Source organism: Paenibacillus sp. YSY-4.3 (assembly GCF_054767475.1).
On record NZ_BAABMC010000009.1, the window covers coordinates 148,422 to 170,748 of the forward strand.

At 49.0% G+C, this 22,327-nt stretch carries 16 protein-coding genes; all 16 read right to left on the reverse strand.

Going from position 1 to position 22,327, the window contains the following annotated elements; translation table 11 throughout:
• Positions 1-97 precede the first annotated feature (97 nt).
• Positions 98-3,079, reverse strand: coding sequence for an S-layer homology domain-containing protein (locus tag ACYUJT_RS22220; protein WP_460326445.1), 2,982 nt, complete (start codon positions 3,077-3,079; stop codon positions 98-100).
• 524 nt (positions 3,080-3,603) lie between these two features.
• Complete coding sequence (locus ACYUJT_RS22225) at positions 3,604-3,945, reverse strand: hypothetical protein (protein ID WP_460326447.1); 342 nt, start codon at positions 3,943-3,945, stop codon at positions 3,604-3,606.
• A 137-nt stretch (positions 3,946-4,082) separates the two neighbouring features.
• Complete coding sequence (locus tag ACYUJT_RS22230; RefSeq protein ID WP_460326449.1) at positions 4,083-8,027, reverse strand: S-layer homology domain-containing protein; 3,945 nt, start codon at positions 8,025-8,027, stop codon at positions 4,083-4,085.
• Positions 8,028-8,332: 305 nt separating this feature from the next.
• Entirely contained in the window at positions 8,333-9,454 is a 1,122-nt protein-coding gene (locus ACYUJT_RS22235) for a glycosyltransferase family 4 protein (protein ID WP_460326451.1), read from the reverse strand.
• Positions 9,455-9,568: 114 nt separating this feature from the next.
• Entirely contained in the window at positions 9,569-10,327 is a 759-nt protein-coding gene (locus ACYUJT_RS22240) for a WecB/TagA/CpsF family glycosyltransferase (protein WP_460326453.1), read from the reverse strand.
• 8 nt (positions 10,328-10,335) lie between these two features.
• Positions 10,336-11,502, reverse strand: coding sequence for a polysaccharide pyruvyl transferase CsaB (gene csaB / locus ACYUJT_RS22245; protein WP_460326455.1), 1,167 nt, complete (start codon positions 11,500-11,502; stop codon positions 10,336-10,338).
• Positions 11,475-13,496 carry a DUF5693 family protein gene (locus ACYUJT_RS22250; RefSeq protein WP_460326458.1) on the reverse strand — a complete coding sequence of 674 codons (2,022 nt, stop codon included), beginning with the start codon at positions 13,494-13,496 and terminating at the stop codon, positions 11,475-11,477. Before ACYUJT_RS22250 ends, csaB begins: the two co-directional genes overlap by 28 nt.
• Positions 13,497-13,688: 192 nt before the next feature.
• On the reverse strand, positions 13,689-15,407 hold the full coding sequence (locus ACYUJT_RS22255; RefSeq protein WP_460326460.1) for a phospho-sugar mutase: 1,719 nt from the start codon (positions 15,405-15,407) through the stop codon (positions 13,689-13,691).
• Between the two features lie 80 nt (positions 15,408-15,487).
• Positions 15,488-15,910 (reverse strand): 3-hydroxyacyl-ACP dehydratase FabZ, encoded by a 423-nt coding sequence (gene fabZ / locus ACYUJT_RS22260; RefSeq protein ID WP_155612498.1) that lies wholly within the window; start codon positions 15,908-15,910, stop codon positions 15,488-15,490.
• A gap of 282 nt (positions 15,911-16,192) precedes the next feature.
• Positions 16,193-16,393 carry a DNA-directed RNA polymerase subunit beta gene (locus ACYUJT_RS22265; RefSeq protein WP_460326463.1) on the reverse strand — a complete coding sequence of 67 codons (201 nt, stop codon included), beginning with the start codon at positions 16,391-16,393 and terminating at the stop codon, positions 16,193-16,195.
• Positions 16,394-16,405: 12 nt separating this feature from the next.
• Entirely contained in the window at positions 16,406-17,224 is an 819-nt protein-coding gene (locus ACYUJT_RS22270; protein WP_460326465.1) for a flagellar hook-basal body protein, read from the reverse strand.
• 12 nt (positions 17,225-17,236) lie between these two features.
• Complete coding sequence (locus ACYUJT_RS22275) at positions 17,237-18,118, reverse strand: flagellar hook-basal body protein (RefSeq protein WP_460326467.1); 882 nt, start codon at positions 18,116-18,118, stop codon at positions 17,237-17,239.
• Between the two features lie 84 nt (positions 18,119-18,202).
• A complete protein-coding gene (gene mreB / locus ACYUJT_RS22280) occupies positions 18,203-19,201 on the reverse strand; it encodes a rod shape-determining protein MreB (RefSeq protein WP_460326542.1) in 999 nt (332 codons plus the stop codon).
• A gap of 229 nt (positions 19,202-19,430) precedes the next feature.
• A complete protein-coding gene (gene spoIIID / locus ACYUJT_RS22285) occupies positions 19,431-19,715 on the reverse strand; it encodes a sporulation transcriptional regulator SpoIIID (RefSeq protein ID WP_055106095.1) in 285 nt (94 codons plus the stop codon).
• 185 nt (positions 19,716-19,900) lie between these two features.
• Positions 19,901-20,644, reverse strand: coding sequence for a peptidoglycan DD-metalloendopeptidase family protein (locus ACYUJT_RS22290; RefSeq protein WP_460326469.1), 744 nt, complete (start codon positions 20,642-20,644; stop codon positions 19,901-19,903).
• A gap of 76 nt (positions 20,645-20,720) precedes the next feature.
• The gene (spoIID, locus tag ACYUJT_RS22295) at positions 20,721-22,295 is read right to left on the reverse strand and encodes a stage II sporulation protein D (RefSeq protein WP_460326472.1); all 1,575 of its coding nucleotides are present in this window, start codon (positions 22,293-22,295) and stop codon (positions 20,721-20,723) included.
• Between the last annotated feature and the right edge of the window lie 32 nt (positions 22,296-22,327).

Here is a 22,327-nt window from a genome sequence, read left to right on the forward strand (position 1 = left end):
AAAAGAATGCAAAATGTTTCTATTTTGATTAAATTCTTTATTTCCTTTTAAAAGAAGCAAAAAAAAAGCGAGCCAATTGGCTCGCTTTTTCTACTTATTAATAAGTTGTGTTAGCTGTGAATACTTCAGCGCTGTTTCCATCGCCAGCGATATCGTCTGTGATAGCACCTTTACCACCTTTGAATTCAATGCGGATTCTGTCACCAGCAGTGAATGGTCCAGCTACCTCTACGCGCAATTTAGTTCCGTTAGCAGATACACTCAGAATAGTGTACTTAGTATCGCCAACTTTAACTTCGAACAGATCATTGATAAATGTAGCAGAGTACTTAGTACCTTGGTTCACTCTGATATTCTCAGTCATGTTGAAGTCAAAGTACACAGCATTTGTTACAGAACCAGGACCTACAGCAACTGTGCTGTCCTTTTTCTTAGGAGCAATTTTGTCTTTCAATGCTACTGTTTGTCTAGCAACTTTGTTGCCAAACACATCAGAAGCAGCACCTTCTTCAATGTCTACAGAGTAAGGACCAGCTTCGGAAAGCTTGTTGGAACCTGTGAATTTCAGGATCAACGTCTTTTTGTCACTGCTCAACTCTGCACTGCTTGGAGTTTGGTCATTTACTTTGAATCCAGTTCTGCTGTAGCTGTTCACTTTAGAGTCGAATTTAATTTCAACTTTTTCAGTGGATACAGCTTCGGAATCCCCAGCTTTAACAGTGAATTGACTTGTAGCAGAGTCGATATTTTTAGTCAGTACAGAAGAGTCGTTACCATCTTTAATGATATTGCCCTCTTTATCAGCAACATAGTGGACTTCAATTGTATCGTTAACAACAGCTACGATATCATCAGCGAAGTCACGTGCATCAAGACGAACACTATCAGAGTTGTAGATATTTACTTTTCCTTCGTAAACATATCTCTTACCGTTATGAACTACAGCGTACTTGTCAGCTAGAAGAGCACTTCCAGTTCCGCTTGTTGCAAGATCAGTAGAGAATTGAAGATACAGATAGTTGCCGTTATCGCTCAACCATGCACGCTCAAGTGTGTTATCACCCAAGTTGGCAGTGTTGATTTTGATGGATTGAGGAAGCATTGTGTTTTTCACGTATGCTCTGTCACCAATACCAGCTACTTCAAGTGTGTACTCTTTGCTATCGCCAAGATCGTTACCAAGGTTAACTTTGACTTGATTGTCAGTTTCAAGCTTATCAACATCAACAGCTAATTCTGGATGACCTTTGCTATCGATCCAGTCGATGTCAGCAATTTTGCCATCGCTGTTTTTCAGAACATAGTTCTCGAGATCTTTAGCATCATTTTCTCTTACTTTTTCACTGAACGTCAACGTTACGATATAGTCGCCAGCTTTCTTCTCGACTTTATGTTTGATGATCGTTGGACGGATTGTGTCCAGTGTTGGAGTTACTTTAGCGTCACGATCAGCTTTGTTATCGCTGTAGTCTCTAACGCCTTTAACATAAACTGTGTTATCGTTGTAGTTCATAGGATCTTTAAGGTAAACTTTAACCTCGTCGTCCTTGATATCATAGCTCAAAGCACTATTCGAAGTAGTGTTTACATAGATATCTTCGATGTCTTTAATCGTTTCGTTGAATTTGATTGTCAGTTCTTCCAAATCATTTGTTTCAACAGATACGATTTCAGGTGCTGCAGTGTCTTCTGCAACATCAAATTTGTTATCAACAGGAGCAATTCTCAGACCAGAGAAGTCTCTTACGCTGCTCACAGCTACTGTATGCTCGCCAACTGGCAGGCTTGCATTCACAATGACAGTGTTAGGGTATACATAAGTTACCGATCCACCAATAGTACCGCCATCGATTTCGTAGTTGCTGGAAAGCGCTGCATCAGCTGCTTGAACTGGCTCACTAAATACGATTTTGAACGCTTTAGTACCTAGTCCAACAACCTCTTTCACAGTCGGTGCAGTAACGTCTACAGGTGTGAACTTAACATCTGTATCAAATGTTACAGTACCGTCTTCGTTTTTCACGTTGGAGATTGTAAGAGTAGTCTCGTCTTTGTTCTCAAGGCTTCTGCCGGATTGTGTCAACAACAATGTTACTTTAGTTTTGTCGCTGGACAATTTAGCGGAATCAACGTCTACATTTTTGATTTTATAATTGCTCTTTTGTTCTGCAGATGCTTTATCTACAGTACCGTCAAAAGTAACAACGATTTCTTTCAAGTTGTCAGCTTTAACAGAATCAACTTTTTGAGCCACAGTAGTAACATAAGTTACTTTGTGAGTGTAGTCATGACCGTTGTGAGAGAATTTCACTTCAGTTTCTTTGTTAGGCGCAAGAGCTGCTTCCAAAGTCACTTTCACAACTTCGTCGTTGGAGAGTTTGAACTCAACAACTTTACCAGCTTCAGATACTGTGTAGGAAGCTACAGTAGGAACTTGGTTAGCTTCATAGATTGCATGGGATGCTACAACTACTTGGGAGCGAGTAGCGTTTGCTTGGTAGTTGATACCGGACTCGAGCAAGCCTTTGTCAAGTGCAGCTTGAACGTAGCCTTTAGCCCACTCAGTTGCAGTGTTGTTAGTCTCAGCTGGAACTTCCAGTTTCAAAGCTTTAACCAAAACTACTGCCAACTCTTGAACTGTCAGGTTGTCGTTTGGTCCAAACAGTTGTTTAACAGCGTCTTTACCTGTCAGGATGCCAGCTTCAGTAGCTGCTTCGATGTACTTAGCTGCCCAGTGGTTAACACTGTAGTTTTGATCTTTGTAAGTAGCTACGCCAGGAACAGGCTCAAGATCGATCGCTTTAACGATGATTGTTGCCAATTCAGCGCGAGTAATTGTTTTGTCAAGACCTGATGTTCCATCTGGGTATCCAGTTACGATACCAGCTGCTTTCAGAGCGTCAAATTGTTGTTGCGGAGTCAGCTTTGCATCGGCACCGAATGCTACGGAAGCAAACATGGAGAATGCCATTGCTGTAGACAAAGCTACGGATAAAATTTTCTTCATAACCTTTTTTTCTCCTCCTTGAATATCCTTCATATAAGAGTTTTCTTTAAATGAATAGCTCGTGTTACTCATTAGCCATTGCACCTCCTTTCCAGAGTCTTGAGCGAGTTCCTATAAATTAGGTCTGCGGTTGGCCGCAGAAACTTGTAAACTAAGCAAACAAATAAACGTAGAAATAGACGAGTTACCTAATCCTACCTAGACATTATACAATGTATACCAGCAACCGTAAAGCTAATTTTTCTAATAGATAGACAAGTTTCCCCATAAGGTACATCTTGGTTGTCTAATTTCGTCGCACGAATTGGTCATCATTGTAAATGCTCTACATCTTAAACGCATCAGAATTCAAAAAGTTGCGCCCTTTTAAAAAAAATTTGCAATTTTGTTACCTTTCTAAGCTTATCCTCATTTACATCTTATTTCTTCCCTTACCGTCTGACGGAAATTAGTATAACATACCTGTTTATCCCAGTCATTAAGCAACATTTTCCAATGTCCATTATCATTATCCTATGCTGAGTCAGCGCAAATAAGACGTCCAATTGGACGCCTTATTCTTTTAAGAATAGAGAGATTATTCCATTATAAAGTTATTATCTAACCTTCATAGCCAGTTGGATAATCCGGGCCCGCATTTGAGGGTCTGTACCCAGCTTGGAGTACATATCTTCAATCGCCTTCTTGTTATCTTTGTAGCTCTTCTCATGCTTCATCGTCATATGCGACCAATCGATCAGCTCATTCTCAGCATTGCGCAGCGCGTTGAATGCTTCATGGAATCCGGTTTCTACTACTAGCGTTTCCATCACTTCCTGAGTTACCTCTTGGACTTTAGCCGTTTCTTCGATTCTTTTCTCCAAAACTTTCGATTTATCCTCGAATTTTGTCTTTGCTTTCATATAGCCTAGCTGAGCCTTCGATAGGATCGGTTTCATCTGTCCATATTCACCCTTTTGCTAAAATGTCTACTACTTCATTTGCTATTGTATCGTAATCCCCAACAAATTACAAAATGTTGTAATTGGAAAAAAGAGAGCCTTCCCGCTTATCACGGGCAAGGCTCTTTAAATAACTAGCTTAAGTTCTTAGGGAAAATGTTCGTGCTCTTCTTAAGAAGCTCTACCGTAATCTTCCCGGCTTCAGCACGAGTCATCGGGCTCTTAGGATTGAAGTTAAGCGAATTCTTCTTCTGTCCTGGAACCGTGACCGGTGTCCCCGTCATAATTTTGGCTTTATAAACAGCCTGTACTGCCGGGCGTGCGTAAACGTCGATTCTCGACGAATCCATAAATGTCTTCGCCAGGGACGACTGCAGCTTCGTGTCATTAGCGTCAAGCTTCAGTCTCAGTGCTCTGGCAATCATAATCGCTGCCTGCTCTCTAGTCAGGTCTTCATCTACACCGAAATATCCCTCGCCAAGGCCGGAGATGATTCCCGCTCTTGCAGCCGTCTCAATATAGGCATAAGACCAAGTATTCGTCTTCGCCGCTGGAACGACGTCAAAGAACGTTTGATTGTCATCATAGTTCAGTGGAAGATTCAATCCCTTAACCAACAGCGTAGCGAATTCGCCGCGTTTAATCGTATCGTCCGTACCAAACGAATCGGAACGCAATCCATTGTTCATCATGATCCCTTTGGAGTACAGGGCATTCAATACTTCACGCGCCCAGCCATGGTTAGTAATATCCTTGTAACTGCTTCTAAGCTTCATGACTTTATAGTAGCCAAATTGATCGAATGGAACGGTGATCGTTCCTTTCTTCGTATCAACTTCACCTCCGATATTCTCCCATATACCGCCGTCCGACAAACGGAAAACAGTAATAGCAGTACCGGCAGCATCAACTACGTTAGGATCGAACGCTAGAGTCAGTTGACCACGTTGAGACGGCTTCAATCTACGGGTTGCATCTACCCCCATGAAGCTGATCGGTTCATGGCTATCCGTTGATGGATATGAATACCATGAGGAGTATGGAGGCAATCCGTTCATCGAAGGAGAATTGCCCTGCTCGCCGATTCCGCCGCTGATCCAATAAATATCGGATACTCTGATAAAGTTGAACGTATTTGCATTCATGTTAAACAAGCTTACTTCATAATCAGGCTTACCGATTTTGCGGTATCCGCTATCCTCTCCGCTGAGCGGGTCGAAGATCACGTTGCCGTAGTCGTTCCTTCTTTCGACAACGCCGTCAGTCGGATCTGCGATTCCGAACAACAGCTTGTTGTCTGGGTAGAACTTCACAACCGTATTTTTTGGTATCACAGCATTTTGAAGCACTGTTCCTTTAGGGAAAGACAGTTCCAATTTTTTATTAAAGACACTGTATTTATTGCTTACCTTCTCGGCCATAAACTGCGAATCTACGGCAACAGCACTTGCGTAATAGACCCTAACGTTCGTGCTTGACTTAACGCCGCTACGATCAATCTCAATTTTAATCGTGGTCCAGCCGTCTTTCTTCAAGCCTACATAATCCAGGACAAAACGGCTAGTTGCATCAGCTGGCAAATCTGTGCGCTTCATCGCTTGTTCCTTGCCGATTTTCACACTCGTCGCACCCTCTGCCTCGATATCAAAGCGAACGAAGTTGCGATTCACGATAACATCATTGCCTACGGTAGGTTGAGGCGCCAGAATACGGAACGCTGATACTTCGCGTTTTACTTCCAGCTTTTGTGACGTGCGCGAGCCTGTTCTGTTAATCAAATCCAAGTTGTAAATATGCGCTGCCGAAATATCCTTATCAAACTTGATGTCCCGGATCCGGAAAATAAAGTTGTTCTGGTCACCGGAGAAGTCGTAAATCAAGCCGTTGCTGCCATAAGTAGAACCAACATGGTGATTGTTAGCTTGATTCGTATCAATATCAAAGCTGAACATGAGCGTCGACCCATTATAAAGCTCGACTCTGTCAGCGCCGCCTCCATGAAGAACTAAATCATAGCTCGTTCTGCCTGTGGCAAATCCTTCATCCGTTGGCGTAAAGTCCGTAGCCTGCTCAAAAATTTTGCTTAAATTGTTGCTGCCGAAATTTTCATAGAATACAGGACGATCCGAGCTGACCACTGGAGCGGCAACAGGGATAAATTTCTCTATCGTGGAGACGTTCGTATCGATAATAAAGAAGCGGATCGTCTCGGTAATTTCCGTTGGGGTAGTTCCTGTAGGGTTCGCTCCCGTCGTTTTACCTTTTAGCACAATAGTGTTCTGACCATAATAAAGCGGCCCGTTATTATCTACATTAAAATCAAGCGTAAACTGACCCGAATTTTGAAGCCAGCCTCCTTGATTGTTTGGCCGTTGTTCCACGCCGTTAACAAAGACCTGGTTGTAGAAGTTATGTGCAGATGTCCCGTCATTTCCAAAACCGATATACTGACCGTTTAACGAAATGACTCTGCCTGTAGACGAGCTTGAATCCAGTTGAATCGTCTGGCCGTCAAGCAAATCTGTCACGTAAATTCTGCTTCTTGAAACATAGGAAATATATGCGTTGTAGTAAGCATCTACAGAACCGTCAAAATAAAAGCGTACTTGCTGTGTACCGCTCGAGAAGCCTGACACCCTATAAACAGCCTGGTTAGTCAAACCGCCTGGTTGAGCTGCATAAGTTAAAGTGACATCTCTCGTGCTTAGTGGAAGATAAGTTCCCTTCAGTGCCGGCGTGCTTCCAATCGGCGCATCGCTTTCAACCAGAATGTAGAACTCGGAAGAACTTACCTGGGAATTGTTAAGCGGCTTCTTGGTAGCCATCCCATAGTTTGCAGTATTGCCATCATAGCCTTCCAGCAAATACATGTTCTTAATGATCATTTGTCCTGGCAGATATTTAAATGAAGCCCGTTTGCTCGCTTCATATCTGTCCGCTGGAGAAGGCCCGTAAGTAATTGCTACTTCAATATTTTGCAGGCCTGTTCCGTCAAACTGAAAATCACCGTTTGTCGTAAACGTGACCAAGCGATAAGTTGGCGTTTGCCCATCTGGGCCTGGAATGATTAAATCCTCCGAAGCCGTTGCCGTCAAAGAAACTGAGGCGGTCCCGTTTACTTCCACAATCAATTCATTGTTTCCGTTAAACGGAACAGACTTATATGGAATCAGCACTTGACCGGTCAGGGCTGAGCTATCTGGTGCCTGGGCAACCGTAGGGATAGTCTGGCTCAACAGGTCAATCGGGCTAGCATAAGCTGAGTGGCTCAAACCGAGCTCTACAAAAGGCTGATTCTCGTCAAAGAAATACAGCTCTCTAGTTACCGTAACTTTACTCGTCTCGTTCTCGACAGCAATCGTTAACGTATTCAGCCCTGGTTTAAGATCTATATAGCTGGAGAAAAACTCCTTTTGGCTATCGATCAGCGTCGCTTGTTGACCGCCATTGCCATCGCCGATGTCAAGTGTGATCTTCGTAGCATTTTCATAATTACCTCTTACGATAATCCGGCTGTTAGAGACGACCGCTCTTGCATCTTCATTCAAGCTAACCGGAGCGGAGCCGCCGCCCGGATACAAGACATTGGCACTCACCAAAGTTGGAACCCGGTCATATAAAACATAGAACGTATCGGAACGTTTATTATTGCCCTGGCTCCCGGAGAATGTAACCTTGTTGTATCCAGAGAATAGACGGAGGTTAACCGAGAAACGGTTATTCCCGTTATCCGTAATTCTATCCGTAATGATCCGCGTGCTGTCAGGAGCCCAACCGCCGGAAGTCGTCGAGTTCAATTGTTGAACCGTTACCTCCAGGTCGGCGCTTACCTGATTATAAGTCCCATCTACTAAAAAGTTTTCGGTAGAAGAAACGCGGACACTTTGTCTGCTTAATCCGAGTACCGGGTCAGTACTGTTCAAATCTAGCGAGTTCGTGCTTTGAAGCTTAAGGTCATCTGGAATAAAGTAGGATGGTGGCGTCGCCGCCTCCACAGTTTGTGTCAGGCCTACCGGAACAAGTCCGATGATTAAAGACATTAAGGCCAGCCACACGAATGGCTTTTTAAAGCGCTGCATTCATTAATCTCTCCTTTGCTTTGGTTTTGCATTTGTAAATAGTGCTGGAATCGCCCCTATTCATCACATATTTTAATTATCGGTGTCTATCACTTAAATATTTAGAAAATAGGCAAAAAGTATTTTACACTTTCTCTCATTTCTACAAATTATCCACTCTACGGCCATAGAAGAAGTCTCCAAGAACATAATTCACAATAAAAAAAGACAACCTTTCCATGCGTCATTGCATGTGCAAGGTTGTCCAATCAATAATCGTTTATCGATATATAATTTCTATTGCCTCGAAAATAGCAATTCCCTCGTCACTTCGAGCCTCGCTCTGCGTTCGCCTTCATGCGAAGGCGGGCAAAGAAATCAAGCAGCGGGCGCTTGGTCTTGCCGATCAGCCCGATAACTTCGGCGCCGATTTGCAAGAAGAAGACCATAATGCAGATGACCACGAACGTCACCCAGTTCGCGTTGTACATAGCTGCCGACGATTGAATAACGGCCAGCACACCGAAAAAAGCCGCGATACCGTAGATGATTAACACCGTCTGACGATGGGAAAATCCAAGCTCGCGAAGGCAATGATGCAAGTGGCCTTTGTCCGGTGAGAATATCGGCTTCTTCTGCACCCAGCGGCGCACGATGGCAAACAGCGTATCGGACAAGGGCACACCGATCAAGATGAGCGGCGTCAAGAACGACACGATCGCAATCTGCTTAAAGCCGAGGAGCGAGAGCAGCGCCAGACTGAATCCTAAGAAGAGCGCGCCCGAATCGCCCATGAATATTTTGGCCGGATGAAAATTGAAATACAGAAATCCCATAATACTGCCAAGAAGCAGCAGGCACAGCAGCGCCACAACGTCATTGCCCATAAGGAAGGCCATGACCGCAATCGTGCCGATAGCAATCGCTGACACCCCTGCCGCCAAGCCGTCCAGGCCATCGATCAAGTTAATGGCGTTCGTCACGCCCACGATCCAGAGAATGGTGAACGGGATTGCGATCCAGCTCTCGACCGAAGAATACGAATGAAACGGAATATTGGCGAATTCCAGCTTGATATCAAAACCAAATACGACGACGCACGCCGTAGCAATTTGCACAAGAAATTTCAATTTGGCCGACAGATCGAAGCGATCGTCCAGCGCGCCAAGCAGCAGAATCATCGTCCCGCCAACAAGAAACGCTTTAATAAAGTTCGCTTCACGTACGGTGAAAGCATCCGGAATAAACGGAAATACGATAAAAAAAGCAACAATAAATGCCAAATATATTCCCAGCCCGCCCAATCTCGGCATGACTTTTGTATGCACTTTCCGCGCATTAGGGACGTCTACCGTTCCCGTTTTAAAAGCAAACTTCTTTACGAGCGGCGTCAAACCCAGCGCAAGGCCGAGCGACATGACAAACCCGATGATGTATATAAGCCACATGTAAAATTCAACCCCCAATTGTTATACCCGGAATGAATTATACTCTGTTTAAAAGCAAATCACCAAGTCCGTAAAAGAGCAATATAGCGCCTATTTCCTCCAAAAGTCACTTGTTTACCGCGTTTTCGTAAGATTTTCTCTCTCACGCAGCACGCGTACTGCGAATTTCGGCAGCGCAAGCATTCTACGGAACCGGGTTGGTTCCTTTATCAAGCGGTATAACCATTCAAGCCGAAGCTTCTGGAACACCTTTGGGGCCCGTTTGGTCCGGCCGGATATGACATCGAAGCTGCCCCCCACGCCCATCATGACAGGCACGGCAAGACGTTGCTTGTATTTAGCGATCCACGGCTCCTGCGTTTCAGCCCCACGGGCAATGAACAGGAGATCCGGGCTGGTCCTGCGTATTTCCTCTATAACCTCATCGTCCTGCTCCGGACCGAAAAATCCGTCGCGATATCCTGCGATTTCCGCTCCCGGATATTGCGTTTTGAGCCGATTCGCCGTCTCCTGCACAACCTCCTGGCTCGCTCCGAGCAAATAGACCTTCCAGCGACGGCGCTCCCCTTCCTTCATCAGCTCATGCAGAAGGTCAAAGCCCGCTACCCGTTCCACGACCGGATCACCGCCGACCTGTGAAGCCCACACTACACCCGAGCCATCAGGCACGATCAGCTCCGCTTGCTGCATCATCTTCTTATAGGATGGGTTCTCTAGAGCAGCCATGACCATAATCGGATTCGCGGTGATGACTTGATGCGGTTTACGGTCGGAAATCGCCCCGGCCAAATATTGAACGGTCTCCTGCATCCCCCATTTGGAAAAAGGAATCCCAAAAATCGTTACGATGTTGTTATCGCCTTCCACGCCCATGCTCTCCCTTACTTTCGTAGATATTCCACGATTCGTTTTGCCGGAAGCTGCGCCTCCCGCCGCAATGCCTCGAGCTGTGCCGCATGCGATGCGAGCCAGCCTTCCCGGTCGAACAGCAGCCGCTCGCTCTCAGCGGCCACAATGCGATGATCGAGATCAGCGCTGCTTCCTACAGGCACACTGCCGAGCCGGCCGAGGAAATGGTCGATTTTGGGGTCATACGAGATGCCCAGCATCGGCACATTTTGCGAAGCTGCATATATGAGACTATGAAGCCTCATCCCAATCAGCAGGTCACACCGGCTTACTTCCTCCAGCATCTCCAGCGGAGTCTCGCTCTGAGGCGCGATGCTGATTTCACTGCCATGATCCTCGGCATGACTTAACATGTTCATCACGAAGCGGGAAGCTTCATCATCGCCCGGATAATGAAACGGCAGGAACCGAATGTGCAAAGCCATTCTGCTCATCAGCGCATTCAAACCTTCAGCCAACTTCATCAGCTCTGTTCGCTGCGGGTTCCAGAAGCGGACAGAGACGCCGAGTACGGGAAGTTTTTGCTTCCCGGAGGCGACTCCCACTTCTCCACGTAACGCCGCCTCACCGGTGTTCGCTGCTTCCCCTGAATTTGCTCCAGGCAGGGATAATCCCATGACCGGATCCGGGACGATTTCAATCATGTTCTTGGGAACACCGGTATCGCGCAACAATGCCGAAGATTCGACATCGCGAACGGAAACGTACTCGCAGCGGCGAAATACCGAAGCGATCAAGGGGCGGAACATTTTCTGATTCACCGGTCCAATACCTTGGGCATAAATGAAGGTCGGCTTCCGGAGCCACTGCGCCAGCTTGACGACGCCTAAATAATAGGGAATCGTCTTCAAGCCCGTCGCGTCCTGCAGCAGGCTCCCCCCACCACTAATAAGGCCGCTGCTGTTCTTGATAGCGTTCCTTACTTCACCAAATTTCATCCGGTGTACGGCCTTGACTCCATAAGTCCGGGCCGTCCACTCCGGATCGATCGACAAGACGACGGGCTCGACTCTGATCCCCGCCGCCTCGCTCTCTTCCCGAAGAGCAGCCAGAATCGATTGCAGCACCGCTTCGTCCCCGATATTCCGAAAACCGTAGTAACCAGAAATAACTATGGTTTGAGAAGACGTGGCGACCATTTCTCCCAGCACCTTTCAAGGATATACCAAACCAACAAGGCCAACAGTCCAAAGATCAAGCCGAGGCCTAGTCCGAGCACGCCGCGAATCAGCGAAAGAACGGCCGGCGTATGAATATGAGCAAAGGTATCCACCATCGACAGCTGACCGATGACCGCAATAATCATCGTATACAGAGCCCAGCGATAACGGAACGCCGCAAAGATACCTACTATGAACAATGGATGGGCAAATAAAAACTCTTTATTCCGCGGTCTTACGCCAAATGTATTCTCCAGCATTGACCGGAATGCCGCTTCTCCCGGAAGCGGAGTACCTGCGTTCCCTGTACGCGACAAATAATAGAACGCGGCTGCGCCGAGCACGACAGCTCCCACCACCATCACGAGAGTGATCGGCATGCGCACCCATGCCCGCAACTCCTGCACCAAGTTAGTACCCTTATACAACATGATATAAACAGCAACCAAAAAGATCGGAGCTAAATGAAGCAGACTGACACCCCGGAACTGATTGAGCACCAAGCTGTACGTAATATTGTTAAGCAGGGCAATGACAAATGGCACCGCAGACAACGATATCACCGCCGTTTTGAAATACAGCACCAGTGAATGCGACAGCCTGCGCCCCGCAGACATGTTCGGGATCGTCTGACCCAGGTCTCTGACCTTGCGGATAGCTAGAATCATCGCAATTGTCGGTGCACTAATCGCCACAAATAGAGCGAGAGCCTGCTCCAACAAGGTAGGCTTCAAGACGTATAATCCTGCCGAGCCGACCAATCCGAGCAAGAATGAGCCTAACGCCAGCGATGGGGCGAAGATGGATACCAGAAGAGCCACAAACGCTACGCCGCCTACGACGACGACGGCTTTCAAGTAGGTTTGCCAGGAGCTGTCCACGACTTGAAAAGCTTCCGCCTGTCCCAATTCAAATCCGTTATCATATACTCGTTGCACGGCATCCCCCGGCTCAAGAAGCGTATGAACGATATTGTCGAGCGGGTTCGTTACCGCACCCTTCTGCAAATCTTTGCTTGGAGCGGCATTGAAATAAATCATACGGATGTTGCGGTCTTTAGTCGCAAGCGCGATCTTGTCGGCAACGATCATCCTATCCAAATTCACGTCGGTATCGGACAGCGAGAACAGGCGGACGGCATTGTAATCGGTCAAATAAGCGGTCTTTTGAAAGCCCTTGGGCTGCGCCTTCATATTTTCGATCACGACGATGCCGAGTTCATGCTTATTCAGCAGCGCTGCCATCGTCTCGACGCTGTTCTTCTCCTCATCCTCACGGTAGCCTTTAACGCCTTCACCGTCGAGCATAATCCGTTTTACTCCGTTATCTTTATAAAAAGACAGCAGCTTATCTACATCTTCTTCATTAAACGGCACATTATCGCTAAGTCGTGGAACGATGTTGAAGCCTTTGTCCCGCAGCATCGCAAAAGCGATGGGATCCGTCTCCAGAAGCTGCTTGAGGACGGCGTCCTCCGGTCCCGCTGCAATCATCATCCCGCCATGCTCTCCATACTGCCATGGAGAAACGGCAATATCCAAATTGCGCAGACCTTTCTCAATCAAAGGTCTGAGCTGACGGTCATTTTCCTCGTTTGTAAACGCGATATACGTATAATTGCCATTCTCCGGAATCACGGCCTGGTTCATTTTAGCGACATCTGCAGCCGTAAACAACATGATCCGGCGCGCTTTGGACAGCTCATCCAAAGTCGTCTCGAACATGGCCATCGAACCGACGCCGGCCCCCTTCAAGCGATCAAGCTGCTCGTTCATGAAGGCCGTAGGATCCGGCTGATACGACGCTACCTCCAGTAATCCGCGATAATTAAATACAAACTCTACCTTCTTCGCCGACGCTTCCGTCTGAATGCGCTGATAAATGACTGGCAAAGAAGCAACGATGCCAATTACGACTAATATCCATAACCATTTGCGGGAAGCATTGTTCCACCGCGGCCAACCTTGGATCACAAAGGTACCTCCTCAATATGAATCCCGCCCCTCCCAGTTTGAATCCCGCTTGGCCGAATTCCCCGGGAAAGGGCAAAATCAAACATCTCGCGAAGCGATCGCGATTGATTTCAAACGAATTTCTTACGCACAGTTCTATAGGCTACCGTACATATAATGCATCAGTACACCTAAGGCCATCAACCCTCAAATTTAGGCATTAACGCGTTTCAGCACTTCTTCCTGGATGCGCTCCAACCGAGCGGCGGCATCCGCACTGGAAGTTCCCCGCACCGCGAAGTAAAATTTAATCTTCGGTTCCGTGCCGGATGGACGAAGGCAGAACCACGAACCGTCCTCAAGAGAAAATTTCAATACATTCTCCTTCGGCAGCCCGTAAAGGCCAAGGGAATAATCCTCTACCTTGGTTACCCGAATATCCCCGATAACTTGCGGCGGCTCGCTCCGGAACTTCTCCATCAACGCAACGATTTGCGCCACACCGTCTTTGCCCTTCAGTGTCTGGGACACCAGCGATTCGCGGTAATAACCGAATTTCGCGTACAATTCCTCCAGGACATCGACCAGCGATTTGCCTTGCTGCTTATAATAGGCCGCAGCTTCACAAATGAGTGTGGAGGCAACAATTGCATCCTTGTCGCGGGCATAATTTCCAGCCAGGTAACCGTAGCTTTCCTCATAACCAAACAAATATGTGTAGTCCCCGGACTGCTCGAATTGATCCATTTTCTCACCGATATATTTGAATCCGGTTAGCGTATTGAACACCTCGGCCCCGTAATGGCGGGCGATTTCCGCGCCGAATTCGCTGGTAACGATCGTTTTGACAACCGCACCGTTGCCAGGCAGTTTTCCAGCTTCTTTCATTTGGCTCAAAATATAATGAACCAGGATCGCTCCGGATTGATTGCCCGTGAGAACTTCGTATTCGCCGGCTGTATTTTTAACGACGGCACCCATTCGGTCTGCGTCTGGATCCGTGCCAATCAGGATGTCAGCTCCTACTTGCTCCCCCAGTTCAATCGCCAGCTTGAATGCTTCCCGTTCTTCCGGGTTTGGCGATTTCACAGTCGAGAACTCCGCATCAGGCTGCTCCTGCTCCTTGACGATATGGACCTGTGTGAAGCCCAGCTTATCCAGCACTCGGCGCACAGGAATATTTCCCGTTCCATGAAGCGGCGTAAATACAACGACAACTTCTTTGGCAGCGCCCGATGCCAGCAGCTCCGGATTCAAGCTCATGCCAGCCACCGTATCGAAAAATGCTTCGTCTTCCGCTTCGCCTAGCCAAACGAGCAGACCTTTAGCTTCGGCCTCCTCTTTCGTAAGACGCTGTACTTGTTCAAAGGAAGTAAGCCCTTTGATATTATCGATGACCTGCTCCGCTTCATGCGGAACAAGCTGGCCGCCGTTAGCGTTGTATACTTTATAGCCGTTATATTCCGGCGGATTGTGGCTCGCCGTAATAACGATCCCGCCGGTTGCTCCGACATGGCGGACCGTGAAGGATAGCTGCGGCGTTGGGCGGAGGGATTGGAACAGCTTCGCTTCGATTCCGTTGCCAGCCAGCACCAATGCGGCCTCCAGCGCAAACTCCGGGGAGAAATGACGGCTGTCATGCGCAATGACGACCGACGGACGTCCTTCTTGATTCCCATGCACCTTAAGCAAATATTGAGCCAACCCTTGCGTCGCACGCCCGACTGTATAACGGTTCATGCGGTTGCTTCCTGCTCCGATGACGCCGCGCAGCCCACCGGTCCCGAATTCCAGATCCCGATAGAAACGATCCTCCAGTTCCGCAGGATTAGAAGTTAATCCTTTCAACTCCTCTTTCGTCGCTTCGTCGATAGATGGATCGTTCAGCCAACTCTTCACTTTCTCTTCAACGCTATGACTCAATTCAGCCATGGTTACAAACTCCTCCTTAAACTTATCTCTATAAAGTATACAGCCGCTTACTGGCCACTAATGTAACAAATAGCTCCTGCTTAGGAGAGCGCAAACATAATTTCGCCTTCCGCCACGACCTTGCCTTCCACCGAAGCTACCGCCCGGCCTTTGCCGATGGAGCCTTTAAGGCGGATAATTTCTACCTCAAGACGCAAGGTGTCGCCCGGAACGACCTGTCCGCGAAAACGAAAGCCATCAAGCCCGGCAAGAAAACCAATTTTCCCCCGGTTGCTCTCCACATTAAGAATCGCTGCCGCTCCAACCTGGGCAAGCGCCTCCGTAATAAGCACGCCCGGCATCACCGGATACTCTGGAAAATGTCCCGCGAAGAACGGCTCGTTCACCGTCACGTTCTTAATGCCGACGGCCCGCTTGCCATCCTCCATTTCGATAATCCGGTCCACCAGCAGAAATGGGGGACGGTGCGGAATGATTTCTTGAATTTGCTTCGAGTCTAACATATGTACTGCTCCCTTCATTATTCTATTTTCATTCGCCTTGCCGTATAAAAACGACAGGGGACGGCCAAACTGTAATTATCCTTCGCCTCTGCAGAAGCGAGGGTTAAGATAAGGGGCTGATCCATAAAGGCATAATGCCGGAAATGCGATCAAGCCCTTTTGATTATTCTTCTGGCATACAGCACCCCCATCATTATACATTTTCCGCTTTAAAAAAGAAAACTCCCGATTTCCGGGAGCTTTTCGTCATTATTTGCAATTATCTCATGATTTAGCACCTTGTTAAGGAGCAAATACCAAGTCAAACACATGTCTCCATGTACTCCATTCCAGGACACTGTTGATATCCTGCTTGCCGAGTACGACATAACCTACAACTGCTCCTCCAAACAATGCCAGGCCAAGGAACAGCAGGATGAGAAAGATCCGCAGGAGTATAATCCAGCCGGAACGTTTCTTAACCGGTTTCTTGTCTTGCCTCATGAAATTCTCCACCTATCCGCGCAAGTTATTGGCCAAATTCATCATCGTATCACTGGAAGTTAGCGCTCGTGCAGCAAGCTGGTAAGCCCGTTGCACCTTTAGCATTTCAGCCATTTCATTTGCCAAATCGACATTGGAGTTCTCAAGGACACCCTGCCGAATCGTCGCCTGCTCCTCCTCAGGAAGATCGGAAGTAGCGGCAATTATGCCTTCCCGTACTCCCGGTGGAAGTACAAATAGACTGCTGTCCTTCTGGATCAGCGCATCGGGACGCAGTGGAGTCACCAGTCCAATACGGCCGACCTCTGTTTCAATATCACCGTCCACAGCGATAATGTTCCCAGCCCCGTCAATGTGCAGCTTCGAGCCGGTAGGAACCTCGATCAACTCGCCTTCATCATTCAGCACCGGGTGCCCCAGACTCGTGACGAGATATCCCATGGCCTGATCCTCAGGGTTAGGCTGGACATTGAAGTTGCCCGCTCTGGTGAATCCGACTTCTCCATCCAGGGTCAGCACCTGGAACATGGCATTGCCCTCAATAGCCAGATCTGTCATGTTGCCGGTCTCCTTCAGGGTACCCTGTTTAAAGTTCACCGACAACTCCGACATACGGGAGCCATATCCCATACTCAATCCAAGCGGAGTAGCGCGTCCGCCAAGCTGAAAATCGGAAGACTGCTGCATTACGCTGTTCAGCGTATCTTGGAAAGCCGCTTCCTTCCTCTTATACCCGGCAGTATTGACGTTAGCCATATTGTCGGCAATCATGTCCAGACGCTGCTGAATTCCGTTCATGGATACCATGGCACTGATCATTGAGTTATTCATGTGGCCCTCCTATTATACACGGCCGATTTCGTTAACCGCTTTTTCCAGACTTCTATCGTAAAACTGAATCATTTTCTGATTGGATTCATACGCCCGCTGCGCAGCCATCATATCGACCATCGACTGGGCAAGATTAACGTTGGAGCCCTCTATATAGCCTTGCTGCACCTGTACGAGATCGCCATCCTGAAGTTCCCGGATGCCCGCCGCCTCTTCATCCTGAACGAGGTACACGCCGTTTCCATCACGAAATAGCGCCTGCGGCCGGGTAACGACCGAAATGCCCATCTGAACTTCAATCGCCTCGCCATTGATTTGCAGGTTGCCCTGGGGGTCGATCTGCAGCGACTCGATCGGCTGATCGTAGCCGAGAATAATCGCATTTCCTTCCGAATCAAGCACCTGGTAACCTTGCATGGTGCGCAGCGCGCCGTCAGGATCGACATAAAAACTTCCGTCACGAGTATACCGAACATTGCCGCCTGCGTCCATGACGGAAAAAAATGCCGATGGGCGATAAATGATCTCGCCGTCCTCGGTTACGTATTTCCCCGAGGCGTCAAAAGGAATAGGTTCTCCCGTTGCAGGGTCTTCCAGACTAATGTTAGAGATGAGGGCGAAATCCGAGTTCTTCCCCGTCTCCGTCAAGTCGCCCTGCATATAAGATGGCAGACTCTCCTCCACGAAAACCCCGGTGTTCAGCTTCCCGATCCGCCGTGTGCCAAGCGTGCTGTCGCCTACGAGGGAAACAAGCATTTCGGGAAAAGCGCGCGATACGCTGTTCATCTGCTTATAACCCGGTGTATTGATATTTGCTATATTTTGCGTCACCGTATCGTGGCGTCTTTGCTCCGTGATCATGCCGGAAGCAGCAGTGTAGAGTCCTCTTAACATGGGACAACCTCCAAACTTGTTTAGCTTGTCTACATGGATCTCCTATAAGACCCAAATGACTTTTCTCATATATATATCGGCGAATTAGAATTTTTTCTTAATGACTTTATCCAAATTATCAAGCATCATGCCTGTGCCCTTAACGACACAATGCATCGGATCTTCAGCGATAAGCACCGGAACCCGCAGTTCCTCGGCTAACAGCTCGTCCAATCCGTTCAAGAGGGCGCCTCCCCCGGTTAGGATTACCCCCCGGTCGATAATGTCTGCAGACAGCTCCGGCGGCGTCCGTTCCAGCACCGATTTCGCTGCAGCAACGATTGATGCGACAGGATCTGACAAAGCCTCCTGAACCTCCTTCGAAGTGATCGTCACTGTAAGCGGCAGCCCGGACACCATGTCCCTCCCGCGAATATCCAGCTCGGCCAGCACTCCTGATGGGTGAACCGTACCGATGGCGATCTTGATATCCTCCGCCGTGCGTTCTCCGATCAACAACTTGTACTTTGCTTTAATATATTTAATAATGGCGGTGTCAAAAGTGTCGCCGGCAACTTTGATAGACGAAGCCGTGACGATGTCCCCCATCGAGAGCACCGCCACATCCGTCGTCCCGCCGCCGATATCGACCACCATGTTACCGCTCGGCTCGTATATGTCCATGCCTGCGCCAATAGCTGCCGCCTTCGGCTCTTCCTCCAGAAATACATCTCTGGCGCCGCTATGCTCTGCAGCCTCGCGAATCGACTTTTGTTCTACAGACGTAATGTTCGTTGGCGCACAAATGAGAACACGGGGATGACTATACCAACTTTTTCCCCCAACCCGGTTGATAAAATGCTTCAGCATCGTTTCCGTAATTTCAAAATCAGCAATGACGCCATCTCTTAGCGGTCGGATCGCAACGATATTTCCCGGCGTTCGTCCTACCATCCGTCTTGCATCCTCGCCAACGGCTAGCACCCGCTTCGTGTCGCTTTCTATCGCTACGACGGACGGTTCGTCGAGAACGACTCCTTTTCCTTTTACATGAATCAATACATTTGCCGTACCTAAATCAATACCGATATCCTTGCCCATTATTCCGATGCTCCCCCAAAGCGTATTTTGTAAATCATGGAAAACGATGCGTTCAATATTTGGTAGAAGTTTCCCTTCATTACTCCGATATTATTCGACAAAAACTCCAACTATTCCTTTATATTTCGGGATTTATAGATAAAAATCTGCTTTTCCATGCCATATTTAAAAATACCATACTTTGGGGGAAGTGTTCAATGTTATTCCTGCTGTTCCGTGACCTTCAGGCGGGTTATTTTGCCGAGCCGATGGCTTCGCGTTTCGTCTGCCCTTTCTTTTTATACTTGATCTTGGTCGCCTCTCCTCCACGGAGATGGCGGATCGACTTATGGTATTCGAGAATGTGCTTCACCTGATCTGCCAAATCCGGATTGATTTCCGGAAGACGCTCGGTCAAATCTTTATGCACCGTACTCTTGGATACGCCGAATTCCTTGGCAATCGTCCGAACCGTGTGCCGAGTCTCCACGATGCAGCGCCCTATTTTAATCGTCCGTTCTTTGATGTAATCGTGCACGCTCCCGCCTCCCTACTCGAGATAGTTTGGTACATTATATGAGGGGCGTGCCCATATATTCTCGGTTTCGAAGGCCTGACAAGCCCGGACAAGGCCATTTATTTTGCAAAAGGGAGCCTCAGCGGCAAAAAAAGGCGGGGAGCTGTAAAGCTCTCCGCCTTTTTTCAAATCCGGCAGACCGGAATTTAATTTTTGGGAAGCACACTAACCGGGTTGAGCAATTCGCCATTCTCATATACCGCGAAGTGCAAGTGGTTGCCAAGATCCTTCTCCATCTCATTGCGGCCGGCATTGGCAAGGATATCGCCCTGTTTCACCTCGGCCCCCTGCTTCACCTTAATGTCAGTCAGGCTCTCGTACACGGTCTTCAGGTTATCCGCATGGGTAATTTCCACGACATAGCCGAGCAGCGGATGCTCTTCGACCCGAGTTACTTTTCCGGCGAGCGCGGCTTTGACCTCAAATGGCTTATCATCCTCGCGAGCCAAATCGATGCCGGTATTCGGCGTAAATGTATCCTTATACTCGACCATCGCGGCCTGATGGTCCTCCGCCGAACCTTCCTTCTCATAGAAAGGCTTCACGACAGACACTTCAGTAACGTTAGCTACAGGCCAGATCAGATCCCCGGTGTTGGCTGTCTTTGCGGCATCCGTTTTGTCAGAAACGTTGTCCCGCACAATTTCGTCATCGGGAAGCTGGACGGTATCCGTTACGCTGGCGGGGGTCGATTCCATAGGCTTGCGGCCTGCATCCTGATAGACCCACACTAAGGTTAGTATAATTGCCGCTGCCGCCACATATGCTGCCGGATACACCCATCTCTTGGACAATACTTTTTTCCATGCGGATACCGGAGCTTCCGGTTCGCCCATTATATTTTTGGGAGATTCCTCATGGGGTTGATTTTTTGGTTTTTGTTCATTCATTGGTATCACCTCAATAACCAGTGTTACCGAGGGCGACTCTTTTATACTTCCACTATAGTAATATTTTTAAAAATAATTAGCGTTCTAACAATGCAGAGGCCTGCGCAAATGATATACCGGTGTAGTAGTGTTTGAGAATTTGCGTCGTCGTGTATCCCTGCTTCGCCATCCCTTGAGCTCCCCACTGGCTCATGCCGACGCCATGTCCGCTGCCGTATGTCGTGATCTTTACGTCGTCTCCATCCGAGGTCATTGCAAACTGGGCGGAACGCAGCCCCAACTTCTCCCGCAGCTCTCGTCCGGTAAAGGATTGTCCACCTATGAGCATCGTCTTGACATTATGCCCTGCCGTGTAGGATTTGATTTGAAAAAGTGCCGACGTTGCTTTATCTGTTAGGGAAGCCGCTGCAGGCAGCGCAGATGCCTCCAGTCCAAGTTTGGCGAACAACTCCTTCAGCGGAATGCTTACCGTCTCTTTGAAGGATGGATTGACGCTTTTATCCCACGGGCTAGCCACACTGCGCAGATAAGGCAGCTTTAGCGACCAGTATTCCTCTGAATTCTCGGTATACCCGCCGCTGGCAGAGAAGAAGGTAGCGGTGATCGGCTTGCCTTTATAGGTCATAATAATCCCCTTCGTCTGCTCCACCGCACGGCGCAGCTTGGCCAGCTGCTCGCTCTTGCGAAGCTCAGTCCACTTGTCCAGTTCTTTGCTGGACAGATAGGCTTGATGATCGATCGAATCAACGACGTCCGCCCCTTGCACCGGTACGCCGCTGCGATCCGCTTCCGCCAGGCGGCGTACGATGAATGTCCGCGCGGCGATCGCCTGCGCCTTCAGCGCCTCGAGCTCGAAGTCGGCCGGCATTTCCGCTGCCAGTACACCGGTCACGTACTGCTCGAGCGGCAGCGTCTCGATGCCCCCGGTCTTGGTCAGGTAGACGCTGACCGGGGGCAGCTCACTGGCGGCCGGCACAGCCGGAATCTGGGCCGCGGGCGGCACCGCCACAGCGCCGCTGGCCAGCTCGGGCGCAGCGGGCTGGCCGGAAACGCTGGGCAGCGGCGCTGGAGCGGGCCCAGCGCCGCTGCGGCTGCCGACAAGGGCAGCCAGCAGCACGGCCGCCGCGGCCAGCGAGGCCAGCGCTGCGCCGAGCTTGGCGCCGTTCCTTCCGGCGTAGCGGAAGGAACGGTACGCGCGCGTGCCGGCAGGGACGCGCACGCGTACCGGGCGCAGCGCGCGCGGCGCGCTGGGCACGCGGCCTGGCCCGGACGCGCCATGCGCGGGCACCGATGCCGCGTTGAGCAGCTGGTGCGCTGGGCCTGGGCCGCCTAGCACGTTAGGCCGCGCTGCGCCCGTCATGCCGCCCGGCACGCTACGCAGCTCCGATACAAGCTCCGCTCCCGCCATATTCACACCATCTTCTGCATGCGGTGTACCCTTCACTCCCAACGATATCTGTTTCGCTCCCTGCCTTCCCGCCAAGGACGTATAACCGCCTGCACCAGCTATAAATTGCTCTTGTCCAGCTGCCGCTTTCTGCCCCCTGCTGCTTTCCAAGCTATCCCCGATCGACGCACAGCTTCGTTCTCTTTTATTTTTACGAGCCGATAGATTGACGATCATTGGTTCCTTATGAGAATCAATATCCAAAGCAAGCAACCTCCATCCCGATTCATGCTGCA

Coding starts and splice junctions, on each gene's coding strand:
- ACYUJT_RS22240 (WP_460326453.1), bottom strand. CDS start 10,327: ATGGGCGTGGAAGGCGATAACAACATCGTAACGATTTTTGGGATTCCT.
- ACYUJT_RS22275 (WP_460326467.1), bottom strand. CDS start 18,118: ATGTTAAGAGGACTCTACACTGCTGCTTCCGGCATGATCACGGAGCAA.
- fabZ (WP_155612498.1), bottom strand. CDS start 15,910: ATGTTAGACTCGAAGCAAATTCAAGAAATCATTCCGCACCGTCCCCCA.
- ACYUJT_RS22290 (WP_460326469.1), bottom strand. CDS start 20,644: ATGAATGAACAAAAACCAAAAAATCAACCCCATGAGGAATCTCCCAAA.
- ACYUJT_RS22270 (WP_460326465.1), bottom strand. CDS start 17,224: ATGAATAACTCAATGATCAGTGCCATGGTATCCATGAACGGAATTCAG.
- ACYUJT_RS22235 (WP_460326451.1), bottom strand. CDS start 9,454: ATGTGGCTTATATACATCATCGGGTTTGTCATGTCGCTCGGCCTTGCG.
- ACYUJT_RS22255 (WP_460326460.1), bottom strand. CDS start 15,407: ATGGCTGAATTGAGTCATAGCGTTGAAGAGAAAGTGAAGAGTTGGCTG.
- ACYUJT_RS22265 (WP_460326463.1), bottom strand. CDS start 16,393: ATGAGGCAAGACAAGAAACCGGTTAAGAAACGTTCCGGCTGGATTATA.
- ACYUJT_RS22230 (WP_460326449.1), bottom strand. CDS start 8,027: ATGCAGCGCTTTAAAAAGCCATTCGTGTGGCTGGCCTTAATGTCTTTA.
- csaB (WP_460326455.1), bottom strand. CDS start 11,502: ATGGTCGCCACGTCTTCTCAAACCATAGTTATTTCTGGTTACTACGGT.
- ACYUJT_RS22225 (WP_460326447.1), bottom strand. CDS start 3,945: ATGAAACCGATCCTATCGAAGGCTCAGCTAGGCTATATGAAAGCAAAG.
- ACYUJT_RS22220 (WP_460326445.1), bottom strand. CDS start 3,079: ATGAGTAACACGAGCTATTCATTTAAAGAAAACTCTTATATGAAGGAT.